The organism is Orientia tsutsugamushi str. Boryong (genome assembly GCF_000063545.1).
GTDB classification, from domain to species: Bacteria; Pseudomonadota; Alphaproteobacteria; order Rickettsiales; family Rickettsiaceae; genus Orientia; species Orientia tsutsugamushi_C.
Genome location: NC_009488.1, coordinates 1,700,308 through 1,726,420, shown reverse-complemented (window position 1 = coordinate 1,726,420; position 26,113 = coordinate 1,700,308). Strand labels below are relative to the sequence as shown.

Below are 26,113 nucleotides of genomic sequence, written 5' to 3'. Positions count from 1 at the left end.
TTCAAAAAATAAAGCTATTGAGCTATTCAGCAATCTTATTTTTTATCTTTAGCCTGAATTTTTTCTGCTATACTTCGAGACACTTGCTCATAGTGAGAAAATACCATGCTATATTGAGCTCTTCCTTGGGATAAAGATCTCAAAGTACTAACATATCCAAACATTTGCCCAAGCGGTACATAAGCATTAATAATTTGAGTATTACCTCTAGGCTCCATACTTTGAATTACACCTGATCTACTATTAAGATCACCAATAATATCTCCCATATATTCATTTGGAGAAATCACTTCTACTTTCATAATAGGACCAAGTAACTTAGGGCCTGCTTTTGTTATTCCTTCCTTAAATGCATTTTTTGCAGCAATTTCAAATGCTAACACACTAGAATCAACTTCATGAAAACTACCATCAATTAATGTAGCCTTAAAATCTATTGTAGGATAACCAGCTACAACACCAGATTCTTTGATTTCTTCTAATCCTTTTTCTACACCAGGAATAAATTCCTTAGGAATAGCTCCTCCAACAATCTTACTTTCAAATTGAAATCCTGCCCCTACCTCTAAAGGCTCAAAAATAATCTTGACACGTGCAAATTGGCCAGCGCCTCCAGTTTGCTTTTTATGTGTGTAATCCACTGTATAAGATTGAGTAATAGTTTCTCTATATGCTACTCTTGGCGCTCCAACATTAGCCTCAACTTTAAACTCCTCCTTCATACGATCAATAATAATCTCAAGATGTAGCTCCCCCATACCTTTAATTACCATTTGATTCGTTTCAGAATCTACAGTAAAAACTAATGAAGGATCTTCAGCTGCTAATTTTACTAAAGCAGCTGATATTTTTTCTTGATCTGCTGGAGTTTTTGGTTCAACAGCAAGCTCAATAACAGGCTTAGGAAATTCTATTTTTTCTAAAATAATTTGACTATCTAAAGAACAAATAGTATCTCCAGTGGTTGTGCTTTTTAGACCAGTTAGTGCAACTATATCTCCTGCTACAGCTTCCTTAATATCTTTGCGATTATTGGCATGCATCAATAGCATACGGCTGATACGCTCTTTCTGATTTTTAGTAGTATTAATAACAGTGCTTCCTGTTTGCAACTTTCCTGAATATATTCGAATAAACGTTAATGATCCTACAAAAGGATCATTAATGACCTTAAAAGCTAATGCAGAAAATTGTTCATCGACACTTACTTTTCTACTAATTTCTTGTTCTGTTTTAACATCAACAGCTTTAATACTATTCACATCGTTAGGAGAAGGTAGATAATCTACTACTGCATCTAGCAAAGTCTGAACACCCTTATTCTTAAATGCGCTACCACAAAGTACAGGAACAAATAGTCCAGATATTGCACCCTTTCTAATGCATTTTCTAATATCTGCTTCAGACAAATCTTCATTTGAAACATAAGAATTAAATATTTCTTCATCAACTTCTACTACTGTTTCTAACAATTGATGTCTATAATCTTCCACCATAGCATGCATGTTACTAGGAATACTATGGTACTCATATTTTGCTCCTAAATCCTCGTTACTCCAAACTATAGCTTTCATTTTTACTAAATCAATCACACCTTTAAATGTGTCTTCAATTCCAATAGGCAACTGTATCACTAATGGCTTAGTACCTAAACGATCCTTCATCATCTGAACGCATCGAAAAAAATCTGCTCCAATTCTATCCATCTTATTTACAAAGCAGATTCTAGGAACAGCATATTTATCTGCTTGACGCCATACAGTCTCAGATTGAGGCTCTACTCCTGCTACACCATCAAACACAGCAATCATGCCATCTAGCACACGCAACGCACGCCCTACTTCAATAGTAAAATCTACGTGTCCAGGAGTATCAATAATATTAATTTTATATTCTTGTTCTTTTTGACTTGCTTGTTCTGCACAATCATCTTTTTTTATCCAATGACAAGTTGTTGCAGCAGATTGTATCGTAATTCCTCTATCCCTTTCTTGCTTCATATAGTCCATGACAGTAGTACCATCATGAACTTCTCCTATGCTATATGAAACCCCAGTATAATATAAAATTCGCTCAGTAGTTGTTGTTTTTCCAGCATCGATGTGTGCGCCAATTCCAATATTTCTTACGTAAGATAACTTATGATTTTCTGACATAAATTAATTACCTCTGGACCTCCTCTTAGTGATTAAATGAGAAAATGCTTGGTTAGCCTCTGCCATTTTATGATTATCATCCTTTTTCTTAACTGCTCCACCTCTGCCATTTGAAGCTTCATATAATTCTTCTGCTATTTTCTGCCACATAGACTTTTCAAAAGTACGATTAGCAGCTGAATTAATAATCCATTTAATAGCTAAAGTGTAACTCCTTAATTCATTAACAGGAGAAGGAACTTGGTAAGTAGCCCCACCTATTCTTAATGATTCAACTTGAAGAGATGGCTTAACATTATTACATGCAGATTCCAAAACCTCAAAACCATCAGCTTTATATTTATGCTTAATATGCTGAATTATTTTATCAAGCATTTTTTCCACCAGCTCCTTGTTACCATGATGTGTAAGTTTATTAATCAACTTACTAGCTAACATTATTTGATTAGGTGTAGCAGCAGATATGCTTTGATATTTATTGCTTGGTAATGACTTTCTTTTTACTTCCGTACAACGACGTGACATACTATATTTCCTAAATTAAGATATTACTTTGGACGCTTAGTACCATACCTTGAACGACCTTGTTTACGATTTTTAACTCCCTGAGTATCATAAACACCACGTACAATATGATAACGCACACCAGGCAAATCTGGAACTCTCCCCCCCCTTACTAACACTGTAGAGTGTTCCTGTAGATTATGTCCCTCTCCAGGAATATAAGCATTAACACAAGTTCCATTTCTGAAACGCACACGTGCCATTTTTCGTAAAGCGGAATTAGGCTTTCTAGGTGTAATAGTTTTAACTAAAACGCATACCCCTTTAGCAAAAGGATTCCCATTTAGAGCTGGTGATTTAGAAGCTCTAATTTTAGATTTACGGCCACAACGCACTAGTTGATTATTTGTTGGCATTAATCTTAGCTCTCCAGAATATATAATTTAATATATTAATTAAAAATTAAATTCAAAAAGTATTACTAACTTTAAAGAATTCATGATAAGTATAAATAACTACTTAGGAAAGAAACATATCCAATTATATTGAAAAAATCAAGTAACTTTAAAAGAATTTTATTTACATAGTGATCACTAAGTTATTGATCACTATGTAAATTTCCATACAATGGAGTCATGTTTACTTTTTTAACATTAACATTAATTTTATGAATTCACAATATTACATTGGTCATAGAAAAAGATTAAAAGAACGCTTTTTGCGATCCATTCCTAGTGATAGTTTGCCTGACTATGAGCTGCTAGAATTGTTACTTTTTCACTCAATTTCAAGACAAGATGTAAAACCAATAGCGAAAGAATTGCTTAAGCAATTTACTACCCTATCGAATGTAATATACGCTGAAAAGGATAAGCTTATGTCTGTACCTATGGTAAGTAATTCAGTCTGTATACCAATATTTTTAGTCAAAGAGTTTATTCGTAGAATTCTAGCGCAAAAAGTAATCAATCAACATGTGCTAAGCTCTTGGTCAGCTTTATTAGAATACTTAAAAATTACTATGGGGAAAGCTAAAACTGAACAATTTCGCGTATTATTCCTTAATAAAAAAAATATTATCATTGCAGATGAACTACATGGTATTGGCACAGTTGATCAAACTCCAGTATATCCAAGAGAAATAGTAAAAAGAGCATTATTTCATGAAGCAAGTGCTATAATACTTGTGCATAACCATCCTAGCGGCACTCCTAAACCATCAGCAATAGATATTGAAATTACTACAAAGATTGTTGAAGCTTGTAAAACTTTCAGCATTATTGTACATGATCATGTTATTATCTGTAGTAATAATTTTTTTAGTTTTAAATCAAACTTACTTTTATAAGTTGTAGAGCACTACTAAATGTTAAAATAATTATCACCATGCAATTAATCAGCAAAACTACTTTTCAAATTATACGAAACATACTTTCAAGCAAATACGGAAAAGAATATGCTGATATAGTATTGTACTGGGATAAAATCGTTGGCCCAAAACTTCAAGGACAATCCTATCCATACAAAGTTATTTATCCAAAAAACTCTAATAATTGCACACTATATGTTAATGTTTATGACTCAGTTACAAATCTTGAACTTAATTTTCAGAGAGAAATAATTACTGAGAAAATTGCTATTTATTTGGGTTATAAATCTATAAAGAAGGTTGTAATTAACTTAAAGCCAACTCTAAATAATAAAAATTAAGTATCAAACCCAAGTTTGATATAATAGAAAGATCAGAGGTTGGGCAAGAGAATCTAGACCAGGAAAGATAGTGTTAGTTAATGGTAATCATATTGAACTGAACAATCTATTAGGCAGGCACGTATTTTTTGATCAATTTGGTTTTTTAAGTATGAAGTTTAAAATACAAGATATGCTAGCCATAATAAAGGAGAAAACACTGTACTTAAAATTAGCGAAGTAAGCCACCTATTAAAAACATATAACGTATATTGGAAGTTACATAATATGGCATAAGCAGTATAACTCAATATACTACTAGATTCAACTTAAAAGAAGAATATTTTATATGAAAAGTTGGAAATTACAGCAATTAGCATAAGACGAAGAAAAGTTAATTTTTATCAACTTCTACACTTTATAGAACCTACAATAATAAACATTAATATTATGTGGTAATTATGCCTTCAATATCATTAAAGTTAACAAATAGGTTACTAAGAAAAATAAAAATTCTAAATGCAGGAACATCAATCATCAATAGACCTCTTTTGAAACTGGTTAAAGTAGTTCAAAATTATAAATGCTAGAGATCAAATTAAATCTAAGACAGAATCTTTTACGTCTATTTCGATATTTGTCAGCAATAATTTTGAACTACTTTAACCAGTTTCAAAAGAGGTCTATTGATACATGTGAACTGTCACTTAAACTAAGAATATCATGAACAAGAAGAAAAAATGGTTTTTTGAAAAAAAAAATTTAGAAAAGAAGGGCTAAAACTAAAGATAGGGCCATATCCAGATTTATCTATTAAAGAAGTTAGAAAAAAAGCAAGAGAATTAAAGACACTAATTGTGAACGGAATAGATCCAAGGGAAGTAAAACGTCAACAATATATGGAAGAAAATTAGAAGCGTATAAAAGAAAGAGAAAGAAAAGCTAAAGAAATTACATTAGAAGAGCTGCATAACAAGTATATTGAAGAGTATAGCAAAGTATACACTATAAACTGGAAGTAGAGTACTGCAAGAATATAGAATTATGCACAAGCATTATATGCAAAAAAGATAAGCGATATTCAAATGAATGATATTGAACAAATATTCAATGATATAAGTAAAGAGCAGAAATATGCGACAGCAAATCTATTTCTAGTAAACTTAGGAACTATATTTAATAAGGCAAAAAAATGGAGATTAATAGAAAACAATCCTACTCTGGTGATAGAGAAGCATAAAATGCAAGCAGATGACTTACAGGAAAGTTATTAGCTTTTTGAGGATAAGCTGAATGTTGGTCAACGAAGAGTTAGGCGACGCTCAATAGAACTAAGAGATGCAGGTTTTATTGAAGTTAAAAATAGGACAATAATTAAAGATAATTTTAAGTTACGTTATGATTTATGTTCAAGATGAACTTTAAGTCAAGGATTTATAAAATTACAAATTTCAATTGAAGAATCATGGACATCAATTTCAACTTCTATTCAGAATAAAAACTCTATTCATGGCATCAGTAGCGGATTGTTTGATCTTGATTCAAAGCTTGGAGGATTTAAAAATTTTGACCTGATAATATAGCTAAACTAGTATAAAACAGTTATATTATATTTTTCCAAAAAGCGTGTTTATATAGTGATATTTTATTCTTCTTAATTTAGCTTAAAGCAATTTTTTAAATATAACATAACTGTTTTATACTAGTTTAGCTATACTAATTACTTTTTTATTACATCTCATTACTATGATTATGTTATAATAGTTTTGCTATATTATACCTCTTTCTAAACTAGTTAAGGTAGTTCAAAATTATAAATGCCAGAGATCAAATTAAATCTAAGACCGAATCTTTTACATCTATTTCGATATTTATCAGCAATAATTTTGAACCGTTTTAGCATACCAATAACGTTTTCATTGACAACTCTTTCTCCTGCTAACCTACGATTATTTTTTTTATCATTTTTAGTTAAAGGATTTTTCTTGCTTTTTTTCTTTGGTAATTCAGAATTATTGTGAATTTTTTGTATACCTTGATACCCTGTAATTGAAGCAGTAATCGCGTTAACCTTATGATGAATAAGAATTTTGGATTCCTTAAATAATCTAAAGTTATGTTTTTTACCGTTAGAAAAATCTGTACATATTACTTGGTATGTTTGGTTGTCTACCACTATTTGAGTTTTTAGTGTATGCCTTTTCTTCTTTCCTGAATAATAGAATTTTTGTTTTTTTTGGGTCTTTCTATATGACTCTCGGTAGAATCAATCAAGACTACTTCATAATTCATATCACTCTTCATTAGAGCTTTGCGACCTGGAAGAGCAAAGTTCGGGTGTTTAGGGTATCTTCTACCCATTTAACAGCTTTATAACGCCAGATTAGGATAAGTGGAAATATGAAATGTAGAGAATAAGAGGTATACAAAGAGAGAATGTTGAGTTATAAAAAAAAATTTAAATAAACAAGGAATAACCCAACATGAAAAAATGTATTATAACAGTATACTATTTAATAGACAATTTTTGTAAGATATATCAAGAGTGTGAGAGAAAGAGATTAATACCAAGTAGTATAATCAAAGGAACAGAGATGGGAAGTTGTCCTTAGCTGAGTTATTTTAACAATAGCGATATATTTTTATTTATCTCCATGCAAGGATTGTAAAAATTATTATCTATATTAGACCTCTTTCGAAACTGGTTAAGGTAGTTCAAAATTATTGCTGACAAATATCGAAATAGACGTAAAAGATTCGGTCTTAGATTTAATTTGATCTCTGGCATTTATAATTTTGAACTACCTTAACCAGTTTCGAAAGAGGTCTAATGCAAGAACTATTGTTAAAAATGAGCAGACAAATATAAGGTATAAAACTTCCCTCGTAAGAAAGATAACGTATATCATACAGTACTGATACCGGCTTATGTAAATCAAAAATTCAAGAATATTTAAACATTAATTAATGAAGTTGTCATAAAAAATCCATGTTTAAAAACTATATGCCAGTATACTTTTTAATAATAGCTCTCTAGCAATTGGTAATTTTTTTTTTATTAGTACATACTTATTAAAAAAATACGCTGTTAAGTTAAATGCAGCCTGAATTTCATAAATATCTTCTGGTTCACAATTATTATGAACCAAAAATTTAGGTAATAATAACAGTTTGTGTTTATATGGCTCTCCAACAGCTGCAGATATAGCTTGTCCTGACTTAGGTGAAACATAAATTAAATTTTGCGTACAGTTAGTAACACCACATCTGTCTAAGGTGAGTTGATATCCTGCTTCTTTTAAAATTAAAAGCTCAAAATTAATATAATTTTTAATGTTAATATTGCCAACATTTATTGATTCAAGATTTCCCAACCATTTTTCAAATAAATTAGCGTGTAACTCTCTTTCTTTAAAAGACATTAAAGTTAATTCGATTAAGCTGTGAGTGTAAAATAGATTACGTTTATTAGACATAATCAAATAGGAGTAAGATTTTACTAGCTCACAGTTTATAGTACCTAAATGCTTATCTAAGCGTGCACTCCAGCAAAAATCTACTATATTACCTATTTGGTATATGATTGTATTTTTTTTACTATGTAAATCTTTTATAATTCCAGAATAAATTCCATATGATTGAGTTAATACTGTTACAATTGCTAAATTTTCTTTGATATTTCTTTTTTTTAGAATTATTGCTTTGTCTCTAAAATTCATAAAAAATTAGTAAATAATCAACTTATAGAAATCAAGTTTAGTAAAAAAATTATAAAATTATATTTTTACCCAATTTGGGGCTTTTCTACCATTCTCCCATCTTGCAAACCTTAACTTCTCATGTAAATAATATTCTCTATAAGCTTTAATAGCATCACTGCATTTATATTGTTCTGGCAATGCTTGTGCAAAATTTTGTATACAATCTGTTTGAAAAAGCAGTATATCTTTATTATTATAGCACCAATTTATTACATTTTCTGACTTATGCTCTTTTTTATACCGGTAAGTATATTCTTTGCATAAAGCTTGTCCATGCTTTATTAACCAATCAAAATTTCCTTGTGATATTCTAGCCCATATAGAGCAGGGGTGATTGCAGTGAGTAAGCTTATATGGGACTGTAATGGTATAGCTTTTAGTTCTAACTATAGAATCAGAATTATTTAATGCTACTAAAAATACACTGCACAATAGCTGAGCAGTTTCTAGTGGCATCTTTACTATATGCTTATCACAAAGCATTTGGGCTGCAATATTTGGGTCTTTATGTAAGACAAAAATGTTCATTATATCTTTTTATTTTATTTGCTACTCTGCAACAAAATACTTATCAATAACTATTTTATTAACTATATAGTTATAAACTAACATTGCCTTATCTGTTAGTCTAATATTATTATTAGACATAACAATATATCCAGTATCTTGTAATTGATGTACATATTTCATGCTTAATGCTTGCTGAAAATTACATCTAGTTAATTCTAATAGTCTATCGTGCGATATACCTGTTGATAGACGCAGACCCATTATTATAACTTCTTTAATAACTTCTTCATTAGTTAAAGTATGTAAGTCTTGAATGCCATTACCACTAGCTAGCTGAATAGCATTCAGCCATTTTTGAGGATTATATTGCATAGTTATTGCTTTAACCGATTTGCTATCACCATTAACTCCCTGATTATAACAGACAATACGGCTATGTGCTCCTGGCCCTATTCCTAAATAGCTTCCATAATTCCAATAATTTAAGTTATGATAACATTCAGCTCCAATTTTACTATAATTTGAAATTTCATAACGATGATAACCAAGATTTTTCAAATAGTGGTTAGTATAGTTATAAAGTTTAGCAGCTGTTTCATCGCTAGGCAGTGTAAACTTGCCTTTACGATAATCACCAAAAAATTTAGTTCCTTTCTCAATTGTCAATTGATAAATGGAAACATGGCTACCAGCAATTAACATTGCTTCTTGTAATTCTTGTTTCCATTCTTCAACTTCTTGCTCTGCTATAGCATAGATTAAATCAAATGAAAATTTTGGAAATATTGTTTTAGCTAAAGTAACGGCATGTTTTGCTGATTCTACATCATGAGTACGACATAAAAACTTTAAGTTATTAGACCGCAAAGATTGCACACCAATGGATACTCTATTTATACCAGCCAACCTAAATTGTTGAAACTTTTTAGCTTCTACGGATGTTGGATTAGCTTCAAGAGTAATTTCAACTGTGCCACTAAATTTTGCTAAACTAGAAAGCAAATTAAGAATACTTGCTACTAATTCTGGCTCCATCAATGAAGGAGTTCCTCCGCCAAAAAATATAGACTTAATTATCTTACCTGTTAGCAAAGGTTCAAAATACTTAATTGATTTACGAAATGCTAGCTGCCAATCATTAAAATTAACTTTAGTAGCAACATGAGAGTTAAAATCACAATAAGGACATTTTGACAAACAAAAAGGCCAATGAATATAAATAGATATACTTTCATCGGCTAAATTACCAGGAAAAACCAAAATTTTACTTAATTTTTAAATCTTACTTTATATACTTTTATCCCTTAAACTATTAATTAAATAATCAAAACCTTTATCTCTAATAACATTTGTTATTTCAACAGAATGAGTAGTAATAAAACTTATTCCTTCAATTATTATATTTACGATTTTATATTCATGATCTAATTTCTTAACTAAAAAATCAACCTTTAATACTTGATTATTCTGCTGTATGATATCAGTTCTTACCATATAGCACAAAGGCCCATTAGGCGATACCATTCTAATATTAATATTACCAATATTATAACTTGCAAGCATTCTACTGCAATATGTTAATATATAATCCTTACATATTTTATTAAACTCATCTATTTGATCATTAGACAGTTTAACTTTGTTTCTACCTAACATTGAGCTTACCATTGAGTTAAGATCAAATTTTTTCTCTAATAATAATCTCAATTGTATACTTTTATTTTCTTGTTGTGAAAACTGACCTTTTATTATAGATACTGTTTCTTGCATTACACTATCGATATATTCTTTCACATCTTGTGTAGCATAAGCAGGAATAGTACTACATATAAAAAACAAGAAAATAATAATATTCCGTTTTAGCTGTATCATAATCATTTCTTAGAAATTTTATTAGTTCGACATTTTTGAAAATAATCTGATGTTTGATATGAAATATTTCTATATACAGAATAAGGATCTATTGAGTTTTTCATGACAAATTCAGCATTACCGAACAATTTAGCTCTTTTATGTACCATGTCAATGATTTTAACTCCTTTAGCAAATTTCTTATTAAATAAAATATCTGTATTAATTAATTTGTCGGCATGAGTTTTATCAATAATGTACTGTAATGGACTTAACTGAGCAAATGCTATATTACTGATATCTCTCAAATTCATGCCACCAAAAATTGGTAAAATAATATACGGACCAGACTTAACGCCATATCTAGCTAATGTACTGCTAAAATTTAGTTGTTGAGACTGCAAGCCAAATTCTGCTGCAATATTATGTAAACCTCCAATACCTAAAATTGTATTTACTATAAATTGCCATACACTAACTATAGAATTCTTAAATTTAAATTGTAATACACTATTTATAACTGTAACTGGCACAGCAGTGTTGTTAATAAGATTTTCTACCGCCTCTTTTACATCATTGTTTGTTACTTTATAGTAACAGTTAGCTATTGGCCTTAAAATAAGGTAATCAAGAAACAAGTTCAAATAAAAGATTTTTCTATTAATCCTTTCTAATGGATCAAAAGCTTTTAAACAAAAATCTTCATCTATATCTGATATATCTGAGTAATAGCTATCTCCGATCTCTTTGATGTTTTCTGTATACTTATAGTTATCACTATTTTTAATAGATAAAGTATCAGCTTTTATCATTAAAGCAGTAGTACATGTAATGATTATAGCAACTATAATACGCATTATTAATTTTTATTGTTGACTACATTAATCGATAACAAATAGCAAAGTACTTTAGATATCTATTTTCTAAGTATTAGAATGCTATAAGATAAATTTTGATCTGGTATTTTTATCTCCCTTACTCTTACTAAACTGAATTGGCCTTGCTCATTAAAATTCTGCAAGTTTTTTTCCACATCGCATACATTATAAGAAAACCATAAATATTGTAAATCAAAAACTGTATTACTTCTGTTAGCAGGTAATACTATGCCAAGATATCCTCCTGGTAATAACACTTGGTATAGTGTTGTTATTATTGAATTAATATCAATGCTATAGGCAATACTAGCAAAAGCAATAACAATATTAAATTGCTCTTTTGTAGAATTTTGCTCAATAAAATCTTGTGGCCATAATGACATAACTTGATTATAGATCTGATGCTTTGCATTAACAATTTCATTTAGCATATCACAGCAATCTACTCCTATAAGCGTAAACTCTTTAACAATCATTTCACAGATAGTATGTCCAATAATGCCATTTCCACAACCATAATCTAGTATTTTGCAGTCTTGTGGTAACTCCTCTACTACTTCCAGTAAGGTATAAACAAATTCTTTTGCAACATTGATATCTTTTCCAATAAATCTTGAATTATAATATTCAAAAGTAATATTTTTATATATGCTCCAGATTTGTCTTGGTACTGAATGTAATGTGTAAGGTTTTTCTAAAATATTTCGTAATTCAGTTACATCTTGTTGATTTACCAATTTTGCATGTCGTAATGATTTTTTATAATTTCCTTTAATTAAATATGCAAATGACAACCAATAGTTTGCTTGATCTGAACATTTTTTTAATAACATCAATACTATCTTGAACCTTATAATGGCTTCATTGTAATTGCCATTTTGAAGATGGTATATACCTAAGTCAACATTAGTAGCGCCTAGATTTTTAAATTTGCTTTTTATTTCCAGAATATGTTGTTTAGCTAAAGCGACTTTTTGAGCTATATAAGATGGTAATGAAGTAAAAAACAAATAAACCTCTTTAAGTTTGTTAGCATTATTTATAATGATATTTCTTGCTGTTTTAATAATCGACATATGTTTTTTGATTTAAATAATGTATACTTAAATATAACAATTATATCTTGGTAGCATATGTAATTTAATAATTTATAGCTTTAAATATTACTATTATGTAGTTAATTTATGTCACTTATTACTCATAGAATCAATCGTATAAAAAGTTCTCCAACATTGGCAGTTGCAAAAAAGGCAGCTGAACTTCGGCAACAAGGTAGAAATATAATTTCCTTAAGTGTAGGCGAGTTAAATTTTGATACTCCTGATAACATCAAAGCTCAAGCTATTGAAGCTATAAATCGCGGTATGACAAAATATACTGATGTTGGTGGTATGCAAGAATTAAAACAAGCAGTAAAAAATAAATTCAAGGTTGAAAATAATCTTGATTATCAACTAGATGAGCTAATAGTTAGCTCTGGAGCTAAGCAAGTTATTTTTAATGCTCTATTAGCTACTTTGGATATAGGAGATGAAGTTATTATTCCAACACCATACTGGGTGTCATATCCTGATATTATATCTCTAACTGGCGCTACTAGTAAATTTATTTATTGTCATGAAAGCTCTAATTTTAAAATTACTCCAGCACAACTTAGTAATGCGATTACTGATAAAACTAAGTGGCTATTACTAAATTCACCTAATAATCCTACTGGCGCCATTTATACAATTGAAGAGTTAAAATTATTAGCAGAAATACTTAGCATACATAAAAATATACACATAATGTGTGATGATATTTATGAGCATATTATATTTGATAACAATAAATTTTATACTTTAGCAGCTATAGCTCCAAATTTAAAGGAAAGAATATTTATTGTTAATGGAGTTTCAAAAGCATATTCAATGACTGGCTGGCGCATTGGTTATGGAGCTGGCAATAGCGAAATTATTAAAGCAATGATTAAAATTCAGTCCCATAGTACTTCTAATCCTTGTTCTATTAGTCAAGTTGCAGCAATTGAAGCATTAACAGGCAGTCAGAGTCATATTCAAGACAATATTACAATTTTACAAAGAAACCGAGATTTAGCCTTTAATATTCTCAATAATACCATTGGGCTTAAGTGCTATAAACCAACAGGAACATTTTATCTTTTTGTTTCTTGTCAAGAACTGTTACATAAAGTTACTTCTACTGGTCAAAAAATAAATACAAGCAACGACTTCGCTTGCTACTTACTCGAAGAGTCAAAAGTATCAGTAGTACCTGGCGAAGCTTTTGGTATAAATGGATACTTTAGATTATCTTATGCAGTAGATGCAGCGGAACTAAATATTGCATGTCTGCAAATCAAAAAAGCTTGCGAGAAGTTGATATAGTAAGTTTGTTATATAATTTACATAAGTAGACAAAACAGAATCTACAAAATCTTAACTTGATATTGTGAACTATTCCAAGAACTATATGCCTACAAATATATCTCATTATCAGGATAGCAACGTCAATAATCACAAATAACATGATGTAATATGTTGAATGGGCTAAAGTAGTTTACAGAAGGTTTTACAGATTATTATGCAGATAAAATTAACTACTATTATTCTGGTAATTTTCAAAAATTCATTGGTAACTATAACAAGAAGCTATACTTATACTTTTCCTCCCCCTTTTCAAATTTAACTGATAAAGATATTAGACTTCTTTTGAAACTAGAGAATGATGTAGAATAGTGTTATAAAGATCTGATTTGAGGTAATAATGAAATTCGATCAGATTAAAGAGTTAAAAGATGAAAAATTTTGTCGATTAACAGGAGTAAGGAAGGAAACATTTTCAAAGATGGTTGGATATTTTGAGGAAAGCTGATGGTCTTTATCAAAAGGTGGGCGTACAAATAAGCTCAATTTGGAGGAACAGTTGCTGATGGTGTTAGAATACCTTAGAGAATAGACATATTTTGAAACTGGTTAAGGTAGTTCAAAATTATAAATGCCAGAGATCAAATTAAATCTAACACTGAATTTTTTACATCTATTTCGATATTTATCGGCAATAATTTTGAACCGTTTTAGCATAGCAATAACGTTTTCATTGACAACTCTTTCTCCTGCTAACCTACGATTATTTTTTTATCATTACATATTACTTGGTGCGTTTTCTTGTATATCACTATTTGAGTTTTTAGTGTATGCCTTTTCTTCTTTCATGAATAATAGAATTTTTGTTTTTTTAGGCCTTTCTATAGAACTCTCAGTAGCATCAATCAAGACTACTTCATAATTCATATCACTCTTCATTATAGCTTTACGACCTGGAAGAGCAAAATTTTGGTGTTTAACTATGGTGTCTTCTACCAATTTTACAGCTTTATATGCTGAACTTTCACTAATCCCATAGTTCTGACCTATATGGAAATAAGTACGGTATTCTCTAAGGTATTCTAAGGCCATCAGCAACTGTTCCTCCAAATTGAGCTTATTTTTACGCCCACCATTTAATTTCTTAAGACTATCAGCTTTCCTCAAAATATTCACCATCTTTGAAAATGTTCCCTTCCTTACTCCTGTTAATCGACGAAATTTTTCATCTTTTAACTCTTTAATCTGATCGAATTTCATTATTACTTCAAATCACATATTTATAACACTATTCTACATCATTCTCTAGTTTTGAAAGAAATTTAATGAAGAGTGATATGAATTATGAAGTAGTCTTGATTGATGCTACTGAGAGTCCTATAGAAAGACTCAAAAAAACAAAAATTCTATTATTCAAAAAAGAAGAAAAGGCATACACTAAAAACTCAAATAGTGATATACAAGAAAACGCACCAAGTAATATGTACAGATTTTTCTAACGGTAAAAAACATGACTTTAGATTATTTAAGAAATCCAAAATTCTTATTCATCCTAAGGTTAAAGCGATTACTGATACAGGATATCAAGGTATACAAAAAATTCACAATAATTCTGAATTACCAAAGAAAAAAAGCAAGAAAAATCCTTTAACTAAAAATGATAAAAAGAATAATCGTAGGTTAGCAGGAGAAAGAGTTGTCAATGAAAACGTTATTGCTATGCTAAAACGGTTCAAAACTATTGCTGATAAATATCGAAATAGACGTGAAAGATTCGGTCTTAGATTTAATTTGATCTCTGGCATTTATAATTTTGAACTACCTTAACCGGTTTCGAAAGAGGTCTAATATACTACTTCTTTCGCCATTAATGTCTTTAAATTCTTTTGCTTTTTTCTAGCTTCTCTAACAGATATAGTCATTTACAATGAGGTTTGAGCATAGAAAGAAGCTACGATAGATTCATATCTATCCAATTTAAATCTGAAGAATAAGGTAGCAAAAAAATAACTTTATAACCAACAGATTCTATTAATTTTTATCTCTTATTTCTTGCTCAAACCTCATTGTAAATAACTATAAATCTGGATATGGCACTATTTTTTCACTCATTTTGTCTAAATTTTTGTTCTAAATAATACTATAAAACAATTATAATAATAAGATATAATGAAAAAGTAATTAAGATGACATATTCTATAGATTTTAGGAAAAAAGTTTTAAACATACTGTATATTTAAGGGAAAGAGAGAAAATAAGTTTTGAATCAGCACCAAAACGTTTTAGAATAGGAAAGAATAAAGTATTTGTATGAAGTAAAAAAATATTGCAGTTAAAAAAACAGAAACAGAGATCTAACAAAAATCTCTATCAATAAACTAAAAGAAGATGTGAATCAATATAGTGACGCATATCAATATGAAAGAGCTGAATGGCTAGGAGCAAGTAAGTCTAGTATACAAAAAGCATTAAAGAGATTAAATATTACATACATCTTAACATCTTATTATTATAATTGTTTATAGTAGTGTAGCTATAGTAGCTTAATCTTCCTCTCACAATTTCTAATTCTCTTTTTTTAGCTAAGTATATCGCCTTAATATGTGCATATATCAGTTACCTCTTACAAATTGTTGTAGTGTTTAACTTTATTGGAAGTTTATACTTTACCCATGAATCTATTAACAGCCTAGTTATAATTGTTGCTGAATACATAGAAGATAGTATACCAATTGCTAGTGTTATCGCAAAACCTTTAACTGCTCCAGTACCAAATATATAAAGCAGAATTGCAGCTAATAAAGTAGTAATATTGGAGTCAATAATAGTAGCAAAAGACAATTTAAACCCCTCTCTAACTGAATATAAAATCGAGCTGCCATTTTGTAACTCTTCCCGTATTCGTTCATAAATTAATATATTAGCATCAACAGCCATGCCTATAGTTAATATTATACCAGCAATTCCTGGCAGCGTTAATGTTGCCTGTAACATTGATAATATTGCCAATATATATATCAAACTAAAAAATAATGCTATATTAGCAAATAATCCTAAAATGCCATATATACATAACATAAAAATACATACCAAAACGAATCCAATACAACCAGCAAGTTTACCTGCATGAATTGAATCGCTTCCAAGAGTTGGGCCTATTGTTTTTTCTTCTATAACGCTTAATGCAGCTGGCAGTGCTCCAGATTTAAGTAATAGGCTAAGTTCTTTTGCTGATTCGATAGTAAAATTGCCAGAAATCATACCTGCTCCTCCTAATATTGGTTCAGAAATAACAGGAGCACTTAACAGTTTGCCATCTAAAATAATAGCTAACCGTCTACCTTGGTATTCTTTTGTAATATCAGCAAACAATTTAGTTCCTAAGCTATTAAATGTGAATGAAACTACAGGCTGAGAATACTTATTAAAACTTACGTTTGCATTAGTAAGCAAATCTCCGCCTATTGTTGGCTGTCTTCTTACTAATAATTTATTTTCTGGATTATTCTGTTCCTTAACTAACATCAAATCTTTAGATATGTGCTGATCTTGAGCAACAATTCCACTATCAACAATGTTAAAAGTAAGCTTTGCTATTTTGGTAACTAAATTTTTTAAATGTTTAGGATCTTCAATTCCTGGCACTTCTAATATTATGTTGTTATCTCCATGTTTTTGAATATTTGCTTCAGTTGTTCCACTACTATCAACTCTCATTCTTATTATTTCCATACTATTTTCTATCAAAGATTCTCTTAACTCTGATAATTTATGATCTGTGAAGCTAATGTGTAGCTTATTATTTTGACTAAACTTAATTAGTATACTAGTCTCTAAGTTGCGCAATAAATTTTCTACTTTAAAACGAGCCTCGCTATCTCGTAACTCTAAATGAATATATTGCTTTTGAATTTTTAACTCTTTGTAACCAATTTTATTATTTCGTAATTCTTTTCTAAGATTTCCAACAATAATATTTAATTGCTCTGTAACATAGGTATCAAAATCTAACTGGAGCAGAACATACGACCCTCCTTTTAAATCTAATCCTAAGTTAATAGTTTTTTGAGGCAACCATTGATATTTTGTAGTATCAAAAAAATTCGGTACTACGAAGCAAAGTGCTATAGCTGTAATTAGTACTGTAATAAATATTTTATTAAATAAGAATTGCTTCATTTACTGCCTTTTGACGCTGGTTTTCTACTAATAACATCAGCAATAGCTGCTCTCAAAATTTTGATTTTAGTACCAGGAGCAATTTCAAGTGTTATAATATCAGTACTTTCATCAATACTAACAATTGAAGCATATATTCCACTAGTTGTAATAACTTGTTCTCCTTTTTTTATAGTGCGAATAAGTTGTTCATGTTCTTTCCGCTTTTTTTCTTGAGGTCTAATTAACAAGAAATATACTACTGTAAAAACTAAAACTAATGGTATTATATTAATCCATTCCCAGTGAATAGCTGTCTTAGTATCATCGATTGCTTGATCTACTACTGTTATATTATTATTTGTATTATCAGTATTGATGTTATTAGCTTGTGACATATTATTCAATATTTTAAATTGTTGCTATAGATAATTTAAGCTTTTATCATAAAATCTAATATTTTGCACTAAGTTTATATCTGTATATTATTTTTCAAATTTACATTATGATACAGCATAAATCAAAAAGGAAGTTATATCAGAAAAGAACTGAAATAATGAAATTAATAAAAAAAATAGAAGATAATGCATGCTGTAACTATGAATTGAGCTCAATAGGTCACATGTGCTATGGTAAAAAAGCTTATTATTACACATGAAAAGAAGTATGATAGCTGCTCTTTGAAATGGTAAAGTTATTGCTCACATGTCTGTAAATGCAATTTTAGGGTAAGAAACAATTAGAAATATGTAATATACAAGTATTATAAATGTCAGTTTAGGATAAGGAGTCAGGAGAAGAAGAGATAAGATGGAGATTAAGTTTAGAGATAGAATACCTAGCAAGAGAAGCAATGATATGAACAAAAAAATTAAGAGGAGAGAGGTGTCTAGTATGCTCTAAAAACATATGTTTTTTTAGTACATTAAAGACAGACTCAATTAAAGAACGTTTATTTAATAAACGCTTATCATCTATGTCCAATAAATATGTTTTCATATCTTTACGAAGATTAGTAAATAAACGTAAACCATTGGTCAGCAGTTGATGAAATAACTCTTTAGATATGTAGGCTTTATCACCAAACAATTTACCAGATAAGCCTTCAGAAATAACTGAAGCTATAGATAGATCACTTTTATTGCCTTTGGTAATTTTAACTACGCCAGATTAGGATAAGGAGGAGTATGAAAAGCATAATGCAAAAGGTATACAAGAGATAATGTATAATTATAATTATGTGAGATATTAAATATAGTTTTAATTAATAGCCATTTATTTATTGCTCACATATCTGCAAATGCAATTTTAGAATAAGAAACAGTTAGAAAAAGATAATATACAAGTGTTACAATGGTCAATGTTCAGGTTATTAAGTATAGTATTATGAACTAAATACTTGTAGAAATATGAGCAATAAATAAACAGTTATTAATTGAAATTATATTTAAATATATTACATAATTTGATTGTGCAGTATCTCGTGCGAGCCTTTTTATTATGCCTTCCATACCTTGCCTTATCCTAATCTGGCGTTAACTGACATTATTTCACCTTTATTATTAATTACAAGATGTAGCTTAAAGCCTAAGAACCAGCCATAACTACTCTTACCAATTTTAGAAATTCTGTTAAAAACTCTATTGATGGAAATGCGTTTGTTATGACAAATTGCTAACTTTGTAGAATCGATGTAATATACACCAGTCTCTTCTCCTTTCAGATAATGCATTAATACGGCTAATGGTAGCAACATTCTAGGCCACAGTTGTATTATCCTACTATAGCTTGGTAAACAAAAGTATCCTTTATACTTATGACTTAAGTAATATAGATAATAATTTTTAAAATCCTTGCATGGAGATAAATAAAAATATATCGCTATTGTTAATAACTCAGCTAAGGACAACTTTCCATCTCTATTTCTTTTATTACTACTTGGTATTAATCTCTTTCTTTCCTACCCTTGATATATCTTGCAAAAATTGTCTATTAAATAGTATACTGTTATGATACATTTTTTCATGTTGGGTTATTCCTTTTTTATTGAAATTTTCTTTTTAACTCAACATTCTCTCTTTGTATACCTTTTATTCACTACCTTTCATACTTTTACTTATCCTAAATTGGAGTTTATAGAGTAAAAGGCGCAAAAAACACAATTTACATAGGATTAGAAGCTTCTAGTGAAATGCATTCAGATAAGTATAAATTGATATTTAATGGATTTGCTGCTACTGAAGATATTGAAGAATATTTAAATCAAGCTCTGGAAGAAGAAAGCATATATGTGCAAGAAAATCAAAACATCTTTCAGAGACAAGATGTAATGATATTACTAGATAGTATTATGAGATTTAAAGCAATGGAAGCTGAGAATTGTAATAAAACTAAGAAAGAGGTAGCGCTTAATTTTTTTGAAGAGTTTTTTGAACAAGTTGCAAAAGACAATAGTAAGTTCATACAAAATCCTACCTACTTGGTTAGAGAAGCAATAATAAGTGTGTATAAAGACAATGAATATAGAAAATCATTCAATATTGCTTGATGGAGGATGAGGTATATAATGTAGAACCACTACCACTATATCCATTATCAGCATCTAACATAAATTATACATAAAATTAGCTGATGAAGTCATTTTTTGTTGCAAATATACATTGCAGTCGTGTATACAGAAAGTAAGTATTTTAAAATTATTTACAATAGTTATTAATCATGATATATATTTAATTAATAGTTATTAATCATGATATATATTTAATTAATAGTTATTAATCATGATATATATTTAATTAATAGTTATTGATTTTATCGTCATGTTTTTCATGTTGCTAGATCTGCTTCTTAATAGAAACTTTATTAAGAAAGAATTGCGAAAATAATGTTTAACATTATACACAAGCATAAAAAGTTTGTAATCCTTGCTCTTCCTATTTTTGATAGATTTCTTATATCGAACTCAGACTGTTATTTGAAAATTTGAAGATAATTATAAACAAAAAAATATTAAAATCACTTAATACATTATACAAATGAATTTTCAATTATACAAGGCTATTACCGATAATGATTTAGCAGGAGTAGAAATGCTGATAGATGCTGGCTATGATATAAATAATGAGCTAACTGATAGTGGAATAACTGCTTTACAGCTTGCAATTTATGTTGAAGACATACGAATTCTACAGAAGCTTCTAGATGCAGGTGCAGATGTTAATCAGCAAAATAATTATGGGCAATCTGCTCTGCATATGGCTAGTAGTGCCCGAGGTTACATAGATGTTGTACAGAAACTTATAGCTGCAGGGGCAAATATTGATCTGCAAGATATTAATAAGCAATCTGCTCTGCATATGGCTAGTAGTGCCCGAGGTTACATAGATGTTGTACAGAAACTTATAGCTGCAGGGGCAAATATTGATCTGCAAGATATTAATAAGCAATCTGCTCTGCATATAGCTAGTGCCCGAGGTTACATAGATGTTGTACAGAAACTTATAGCTGCAGGGGCAAATATTGATCTGCAAGATATTAATAGGCAATCTGCTCTGCATATAGCTAGTGCCCGAGGTTACATAGATGTTGTAGAGACACTTATAGCTGCAGGGGCAAATATTGATCTGCAAGGTATTAATGGGCAATCTGCTCTGCATATGGTTAGTAGTGTACAAGGTTACATAGATGTTGTACAGAAACTTATAGCTGCAGGGGCAAATATTGATCTGCAAGATAATGATGGACTGTCTGCTTTGCATATGGCTAGTACCCGAGGTTACATAGATGTTGTACAGAAACTTATAGCTGCAGGGGCAAATATTAATCTGCAAGATAATGATGGACTGTCTGCTCTGTATATGGCTAGTACAATAGGTGACATAGATGTTGTAGAAACACTTATAGCTGCAGGGGCAAATATTGATCTGCAAGATATTAATGGGCAATCTGCTATGCATATGGCTAGTGGTGCACGAGGTTGCATAGATGTTGTACAAAAATTTATAGCTGCAGGGGCAAATATTAATCTGCAAGATAATGATGGACTGTCTGCTCTGTATATGGCTAGTACAATAGGTGACATAGATGTTGTAGAGACACTTATAGCTGCAGGGGCAAATATTGATCTGCAAGATAATAATGGACGATCTGCTCTGCATATGGCTAGTGCACGAGGTTACATAGATGTTGTACAGACACTTATAGCTGCAGGGGCAAATATTGATCTGCAAGATGATTATGGACTGTCTGCTTTATGTGCTGCTATGAGTAATAATAACCAAGACATTATATATCATCTTCTACATGCAGGTGCAGATCCTGCTTTAACAAGGACTCCTATATTAAGTTATGCTGTTAGATGTGGTTATGATATGAAAATTATAAAACTGATCTTGGATAAAGATTATTCAAATGCTGGAATATTTGATTTATGTGAAGAAGATTTTTATAACAAGATATCTGATAGGTCTGATTCTGATACTGTTATTCTATTAGAAATATATACAAAGATTAAACTAGTAAAATTTATACATTCCAAGGGCAAAATTTGCGAAAGTAATAGTGATGATAAAAGAACATTCTTTGATGTTCTTATGAATAATGATATAAAAGATCAAGATCTGCCATCTATATTTGATAAAGCAAAGGTTGATGAAATATGTACTGAGATTAATAATCAGTCTATTGATGTACCTATGGCTAATGATATTATAGATATCATAGATAGAATAACTGACAGAAAAAAACAGATTGACAATATTAAACAAGTACACAAGGAATATCAAAGTGATGAAAGTTCAGAAAAAGATATTTTTCAGATATTTGAGATTAATTTTGACTGCATACAATCCATACTAAATCAGCTCAGCAATGATGGTATTGAAAATCTTAATAAAGCAGCATTAGTACGTATAGACGAAGTTCAAGATGATTTCAACAATCTTAATATACAAGTAGCAGGTCAAAGCTGTACAAATGAAATACAGCAATAAGAATCTGAAAATGATATATGTGTTCCTACTATGTGTAAATGATAGTATTATTTAGTACGCCAGATTTAGGATAAGAGAAAGTATGAAAAGCATAACAAAAAAGGGCTACAAGAGATAATGTACAATTATAATTATGCAATATATTTAAATATAATTTCAGTCAATAACGGTTTATTTATTGTTCGCATATCTGCAAATGCAAATTTAGAATAAGAAACAGTTAGAAAGAGATAATATACAAGTGTTACAATGGAGAATGTTCAGGTTATTAAGTATAGTATTATGAACTAATACTTGTAGAAATATGAGCAATAAATAAACCGCTATTAATTGAAATTATATTTAAATATATTGCGCAATTATAATTGTATATTATCTCTTGCAGCCCTTTTTCATTAGATCTTTCATACTTTTCCTTATCCTAATCTGGCGTTACAAGGGTTAGGAATAATAAGAAAATCAGTGCTATGGAAATGATACAAATATTACGTAGCAAAAATAAAACAGAACTATTACTGATCAAGCTTTTTGATAGATTCCATAACATTACAACTATATTCATCAAACCTCCTCAAAAAATGCAAGAAATAATATTTGAAACTCAGCAAGAATTTATATCTCTTGCTGAATACCTTAAACTACCAGAGATTGGAGAACGCTTAAGTGAATATTGTAAACTTCATGCTAGTTAAAATGTAGTAAATAATTGAGAATGAAGCGATTAAATATATGATATTCAAATCTAAGACTAAATATACTTTACATAGCGCTATTCAAGATAGTGATATTAAAAAAGTGAAGCAGCTTATTAATAAGGATAGTACACTTGTCAATTCAAAATATAAAGATGGTACTACAGCTTTATCTGTTGCTTTGAAATATAAGAATCTACCTATTGCTAAGATTTTGCTGAACAATGGAGCTAATGTAAATGCAAAAAATAATGATGGGCACACTGCTTTACATCTTGTCGTTGACAGAATTCAAGTATATTATGAATTTTTCGAAAAATATCCTGTCTATTGCAATGATCATATAGCATTACTGCTAAAATATAATGCTGATGTAAATATCGAGAATAATCAAGGTAATACACCTTTATCTGATGCTGTTGAATGCAGATGTATAGAACCTTTAGCAATTATGCTAAAACATAATTCTACTAGTATTAATAAAAAATATGATGAAGGAGAAACACTACTACATATTGCTGTTCGTAATGAAATCATAGATGTTATACAGCTTTTGATTGATTATGGAGCAGATATTGATGCAAAAGATGATAACGGCATGAATCCTATAGATTATGCTGCTAAAAGCGGTAATGCAGATGTATTAAACCTTCTAACGGAACAATTGGTCCCATGGTATTAATTTTCAACAGACAACTATAGATTAATTCCAGGAAATAGAATTGACAAAAAGTATAATTAACATTAACTTTATAAAAATATTAAATTAGATAGATACTGATATGAGTATTTTAAAATCACTTTTACAACCGTGTTATGCTGTTATATTAGCATTCGTTGTATTATCTTCACCATCAATATGTACAGCGAATAATAATGTAAACTTCAATACTTCTAAAGTTAGTATTGATACTTCACAATTCTATATAAAATTTTCAACTGGTATTGCTACTAACTACGATACATTAGAAGCTGGAATTGGTTATAGATTAGATCGGCACAGAATGGATATAAGATTAGGATTTATTGGGCATCACAACTGTAGAGATAACTTTGTTCAAGGAAATTATTATTACAATATAATTGAAGGTAACAAAGCATCAATTTTTGTTACAGGTGGCCTAGTATCAGTTTTCAATGGTGATAGTGGTACTGGTATAGATGTAGGAGTTGGTACAACAATAAACTTATCAAGAGATACATATTTAGACATTGAATGTAGCACAATGGCTAACTATAGACCACTTCCTATTCATATACGTTTTGGATGGCGGGTTCACATTTAATAACTAATAAGTTTTATAGTTGGTAATTATTAGCCCATTAACGAGATTGCGTTGTTCATTAATTGAGTATGTAACTCCAATATGAGTGATGAAGAGGTCTTTGTATAAAGCTTTAATAAAGGTAGTGTTATTATTTGAAAGCATAATTTTAACACCTTTATTGTTGAGTTCATAAACAAAATCTCGTAGTCTGATTTGCTCTTTTTCATCAAATGGGACTCTAGTGTAGAACCTTTCTCCTGATTGGTGGTAAGGAGGATCGAAATAAACAAAGTCATTTTGTTGAGGCCCTATAAATGAAAAATCCATTGCGCAAATTGATACATCGGTTAAAAGTTTACTACATTTGTTTATTCTAGAGCAAATATGAAGCTTAAGATATTACTTATCAGAAAATGTTTGAGCGGATGTGCCGTCTCTGTTTAGCCTATAAATTCCCCTAAAGGAATATTTATTAAGATATATAAATTTTGCAGTAATATCGTTAGGATCATTACTATAATAATTGTCCCTTATTTTATAGTAATAATTTTCAGAATGGTTTTTGTGATATAGATTTAGTAATCTATTAACCTCATTTGGATTCTTTTTTACAGCGTTATAACTAGTAATTAAGTTGAGATTAATATCAGACAAAAAACATTGTTTAAACAGATGCCTAACTTGAAAAAATAAAGCCCCACCTCCAAGGAATGGTTCATAGTAATTATAGTATGGCCCTGAAGGAAGATGCTTTATTAGTTTAGCAACAATTCTCCTTTTGCCTCCAACCCAGTGAAGAAAAGGCTTTGGTTCATTAGAAATTGCTATTGACACAAGAATTTTTGATTAATTAAATCTCTACTATGAATTATAGTAGAAAATAAGCCTTAAAGCTAGTAATAATAACTGCTGCAGAGCTTTTTTTATAAATCTTTTTTGAATGATGTTTTTGAAGCTAGAGATACAATGTGATAATTTCGCATCTACTTTAAAAAAGATGAAAAAATTTTTCATAATTATGACAAAAAGTCATGTACTGATAAAAATCAAAATGATACTGTATACCTGATATTATCTGAGATTCAAGATTTAGATAATATTTAGCTAGAGGTTATTTCATTAAAACTTCATAATCTGCTATTAAAGGTACAAATGAATCTCTAGCTACACTTTAATTACTACTTCAAATAGCAAAAGTAATGCTATGATTATTAGTTATAAGAATAACAATAAACAAAAAAAATCTAAAAATACGCTATCTCCATAGCTACGTTTTACATTTTGCTAAT

General features: G+C 29.7%; 23 protein-coding genes and 10 pseudogenes. 16 read left to right on the top strand and 17 right to left on the bottom strand.

The features are described 5' to 3' along the window. Positions 1–35: 35 nt before the first annotated feature. From fusA to rpsL, 3 genes are read right to left on the bottom strand one after another with little or no spacing between them, the layout of a single operon-like run. Positions 36–2,156, bottom strand: a complete 2,121-nt coding sequence (gene fusA / locus OTBS_RS08160) for an elongation factor G (protein WP_011945045.1) — start codon at positions 2,154–2,156, stop codon at positions 36–38. A 3-nt stretch (positions 2,157–2,159) separates the two neighbouring features. Then, positions 2,160–2,681, bottom strand: a complete 522-nt coding sequence (rpsG, locus tag OTBS_RS08155; RefSeq protein WP_011945044.1) for a 30S ribosomal protein S7 — start codon at positions 2,679–2,681, stop codon at positions 2,160–2,162. Positions 2,682–2,704: 23 nt separating this feature from the next. Next, positions 2,705–3,076 carry a 30S ribosomal protein S12 gene (gene rpsL / locus OTBS_RS08150; RefSeq protein ID WP_011945043.1) on the bottom strand — a complete coding sequence of 124 codons (372 nt, stop codon included), beginning with the start codon at positions 3,074–3,076 and terminating at the stop codon, positions 2,705–2,707. A gap of 251 nt (positions 3,077–3,327) precedes the next feature. Here rpsL and radC point away from each other — a divergent pair, with 251 nt between their 5' ends. From radC to OTBS_RS17720, 3 genes are all read left to right on the top strand, one after another. Further along, positions 3,328–4,008 carry a RadC family protein gene (radC, locus tag OTBS_RS08145; RefSeq protein WP_011945042.1) on the top strand — a complete coding sequence of 227 codons (681 nt, stop codon included), beginning with the start codon at positions 3,328–3,330 and terminating at the stop codon, positions 4,006–4,008. Between the two features lie 38 nt (positions 4,009–4,046). Beyond that, positions 4,047–4,370 (top strand): DUF721 domain-containing protein, encoded by a 324-nt coding sequence (locus OTBS_RS08140; protein ID WP_011945041.1) that lies wholly within the window; start codon positions 4,047–4,049, stop codon positions 4,368–4,370. A gap of 440 nt (positions 4,371–4,810) precedes the next feature. Next, entirely contained in the window at positions 4,811–4,939 is a 129-nt protein-coding gene (locus OTBS_RS17720; RefSeq protein WP_269763924.1) for a hypothetical protein, read from the top strand. On the opposite strand, the pseudogene OTBS_RS14625 reads toward OTBS_RS17720, so the two are convergent. Then, positions 4,911–5,006 (bottom strand): annotated as a pseudogene (locus tag OTBS_RS14625) (IS5/IS1182 family transposase); the annotation flags it as partial. The gene OTBS_RS17720 and the pseudogene OTBS_RS14625 overlap by 29 nt on opposite strands. Positions 5,007–5,137: 131 nt before the next feature. Between OTBS_RS14625 and OTBS_RS18015 the strand changes: the two are divergent. The 3 genes and pseudogenes from OTBS_RS18015 to OTBS_RS18520 all read left to right on the top strand — a co-directional run. After that, complete coding sequence (locus tag OTBS_RS18015) at positions 5,138–5,263, top strand: Arm DNA-binding domain-containing protein (protein WP_308810074.1); 126 nt, start codon at positions 5,138–5,140, stop codon at positions 5,261–5,263. A 171-nt stretch (positions 5,264–5,434) separates the two neighbouring features. Beyond that, positions 5,435–5,623, top strand: coding sequence for a hypothetical protein (locus OTBS_RS18010; protein ID WP_041621338.1), 189 nt, complete (start codon positions 5,435–5,437; stop codon positions 5,621–5,623). Continuing rightward, a pseudogene (locus OTBS_RS18520) lies at positions 5,600–5,929 on the top strand (hypothetical protein); the annotation flags it as partial. The gene OTBS_RS18010 and the pseudogene OTBS_RS18520, both read left to right, overlap by 24 nt. Before the next feature lie 215 nt (positions 5,930–6,144). On the opposite strand, the pseudogene OTBS_RS08130 reads toward OTBS_RS18520, so the two are convergent. Then, positions 6,145–6,724, bottom strand: a pseudogene (locus OTBS_RS08130) (transposase family protein); the annotation flags it as partial. Between the two features lie 339 nt (positions 6,725–7,063). Here OTBS_RS08130 and OTBS_RS14620 point away from each other — a divergent pair. Beyond that, positions 7,064–7,159, top strand: a pseudogene (locus OTBS_RS14620) (IS5/IS1182 family transposase); the annotation flags it as partial. A 183-nt stretch (positions 7,160–7,342) separates the two neighbouring features. Here the strand turns inward: OTBS_RS14620 and recO are convergent. From recO to OTBS_RS08095, 6 genes are read right to left on the bottom strand one after another with little or no spacing between them, the layout of a single operon-like run. After that, a complete protein-coding gene (gene recO / locus OTBS_RS08120) occupies positions 7,343–8,068 on the bottom strand; it encodes a DNA repair protein RecO (protein WP_011945039.1) in 726 nt (241 codons plus the stop codon). Positions 8,069–8,125: 57 nt separating this feature from the next. Then, positions 8,126–8,638: a pyrimidine dimer DNA glycosylase/endonuclease V gene (locus OTBS_RS08115; protein ID WP_011945038.1), complete on the bottom strand. Its 513-nt coding sequence runs from the start codon at positions 8,636–8,638 to the stop codon at positions 8,126–8,128. A 21-nt stretch (positions 8,639–8,659) separates the two neighbouring features. Continuing rightward, a complete protein-coding gene (gene hemW / locus OTBS_RS08110; RefSeq protein ID WP_041621335.1) occupies positions 8,660–9,880 on the bottom strand; it encodes a radical SAM family heme chaperone HemW in 1,221 nt (406 codons plus the stop codon). A gap of 27 nt (positions 9,881–9,907) precedes the next feature. Then, the gene (locus OTBS_RS08105) at positions 9,908–10,498 is read right to left on the bottom strand and encodes a phospholipid-binding protein MlaC (protein ID WP_011945037.1); all 591 of its coding nucleotides are present in this window, start codon (positions 10,496–10,498) and stop codon (positions 9,908–9,910) included. Next, a complete protein-coding gene (locus OTBS_RS08100; RefSeq protein WP_011945036.1) occupies positions 10,495–11,328 on the bottom strand; it encodes a VacJ family lipoprotein in 834 nt (277 codons plus the stop codon). The genes OTBS_RS08105 and OTBS_RS08100 overlap by 4 nt, the downstream gene beginning before the upstream one ends. Positions 11,329–11,387: 59 nt before the next feature. Beyond that, entirely contained in the window at positions 11,388–12,425 is a 1,038-nt protein-coding gene (locus OTBS_RS08095) for a methyltransferase domain-containing protein (RefSeq protein ID WP_011945035.1), read from the bottom strand. 108 nt (positions 12,426–12,533) lie between these two features. Here OTBS_RS08095 and OTBS_RS08090 point away from each other — a divergent pair, with 108 nt between their 5' ends. Both OTBS_RS08090 and OTBS_RS14615 read left to right on the top strand, forming a co-directional pair. Further along, positions 12,534–13,736 (top strand): pyridoxal phosphate-dependent aminotransferase, encoded by a 1,203-nt coding sequence (locus OTBS_RS08090; protein ID WP_011945034.1) that lies wholly within the window; start codon positions 12,534–12,536, stop codon positions 13,734–13,736. A 379-nt stretch (positions 13,737–14,115) separates the two neighbouring features. Continuing rightward, positions 14,116–14,304: pseudogene (locus OTBS_RS14615) on the top strand (IS5/IS1182 family transposase); the annotation flags it as partial. 20 nt (positions 14,305–14,324) lie between these two features. On the opposite strand, the pseudogene OTBS_RS08085 reads toward OTBS_RS14615, so the two are convergent. After that, positions 14,325–14,975: pseudogene (locus OTBS_RS08085) on the bottom strand (transposase family protein). A 62-nt stretch (positions 14,976–15,037) separates the two neighbouring features. On the opposite strand from OTBS_RS08085, the pseudogene OTBS_RS08080 reads away from it, so the two are divergent. After that, positions 15,038–15,542, top strand: a pseudogene (locus OTBS_RS08080) (transposase family protein); the annotation flags it as partial. A 524-nt stretch (positions 15,543–16,066) separates the two neighbouring features. Continuing rightward, positions 16,067–16,240, top strand: a pseudogene (locus OTBS_RS18515) (IS630 transposase-related protein); the annotation flags it as partial. Positions 16,241–16,331: 91 nt separating this feature from the next. Here the strand turns inward: OTBS_RS18515 and secD are convergent. The 4 genes from secD to OTBS_RS17020 all read right to left on the bottom strand — a co-directional run bounded on the left by secD (position 16,332) and on the right by OTBS_RS17020 (position 19,605). Further along, complete coding sequence (gene secD, locus OTBS_RS08075; RefSeq protein ID WP_011945033.1) at positions 16,332–17,894, bottom strand: protein translocase subunit SecD; 1,563 nt, start codon at positions 17,892–17,894, stop codon at positions 16,332–16,334. Beyond that, entirely contained in the window at positions 17,891–18,271 is a 381-nt protein-coding gene (gene yajC / locus OTBS_RS08070) for a preprotein translocase subunit YajC (protein ID WP_011945032.1), read from the bottom strand. Before yajC ends, secD begins: the two co-directional genes overlap by 4 nt. A 379-nt stretch (positions 18,272–18,650) precedes the next feature. Next, entirely contained in the window at positions 18,651–18,986 is a 336-nt protein-coding gene (locus OTBS_RS13070) for a transposase (RefSeq protein ID WP_410517970.1), read from the bottom strand. A gap of 406 nt (positions 18,987–19,392) precedes the next feature. Continuing rightward, positions 19,393–19,605: a transposase gene (locus OTBS_RS17020; protein WP_232488984.1), complete on the bottom strand. Its 213-nt coding sequence runs from the start codon at positions 19,603–19,605 to the stop codon at positions 19,393–19,395. Positions 19,606–20,064: 459 nt separating this feature from the next. On the opposite strand from OTBS_RS17020, the gene OTBS_RS08060 reads away from it, so the two are divergent. The 5 genes and pseudogenes from OTBS_RS08060 to OTBS_RS08040 all read left to right on the top strand — a co-directional run bounded on the left by OTBS_RS08060 (position 20,065) and on the right by OTBS_RS08040 (position 24,842). Further along, complete coding sequence (locus OTBS_RS08060) at positions 20,065–20,421, top strand: hypothetical protein (protein ID WP_011945031.1); 357 nt, start codon at positions 20,065–20,067, stop codon at positions 20,419–20,421. Positions 20,422–20,908: 487 nt separating this feature from the next. Next, entirely contained in the window at positions 20,909–22,864 is a 1,956-nt protein-coding gene (locus OTBS_RS08055) for an ankyrin repeat domain-containing protein (RefSeq protein ID WP_011945030.1), read from the top strand. Between the two features lie 425 nt (positions 22,865–23,289). Further along, positions 23,290–23,556 (top strand): annotated as a pseudogene (locus OTBS_RS08050) (bifunctional (p)ppGpp synthetase/guanosine-3',5'-bis(diphosphate) 3'-pyrophosphohydrolase); the annotation flags it as partial. Positions 23,557–23,593: 37 nt separating this feature from the next. Next, entirely contained in the window at positions 23,594–24,238 is a 645-nt protein-coding gene (locus OTBS_RS08045) for an ankyrin repeat domain-containing protein (RefSeq protein WP_011945029.1), read from the top strand. Positions 24,239–24,338: 100 nt separating this feature from the next. Next, on the top strand, positions 24,339–24,842 hold the full coding sequence (locus tag OTBS_RS08040; protein ID WP_011944266.1) for a hypothetical protein: 504 nt from the start codon (positions 24,339–24,341) through the stop codon (positions 24,840–24,842). Between the two features lie 3 nt (positions 24,843–24,845). On the opposite strand, the pseudogene OTBS_RS08035 reads toward OTBS_RS08040, so the two are convergent. After that, positions 24,846–25,658: pseudogene (locus OTBS_RS08035) on the bottom strand (DNA adenine methylase). Between the last annotated feature and the right edge of the window lie 455 nt (positions 25,659–26,113).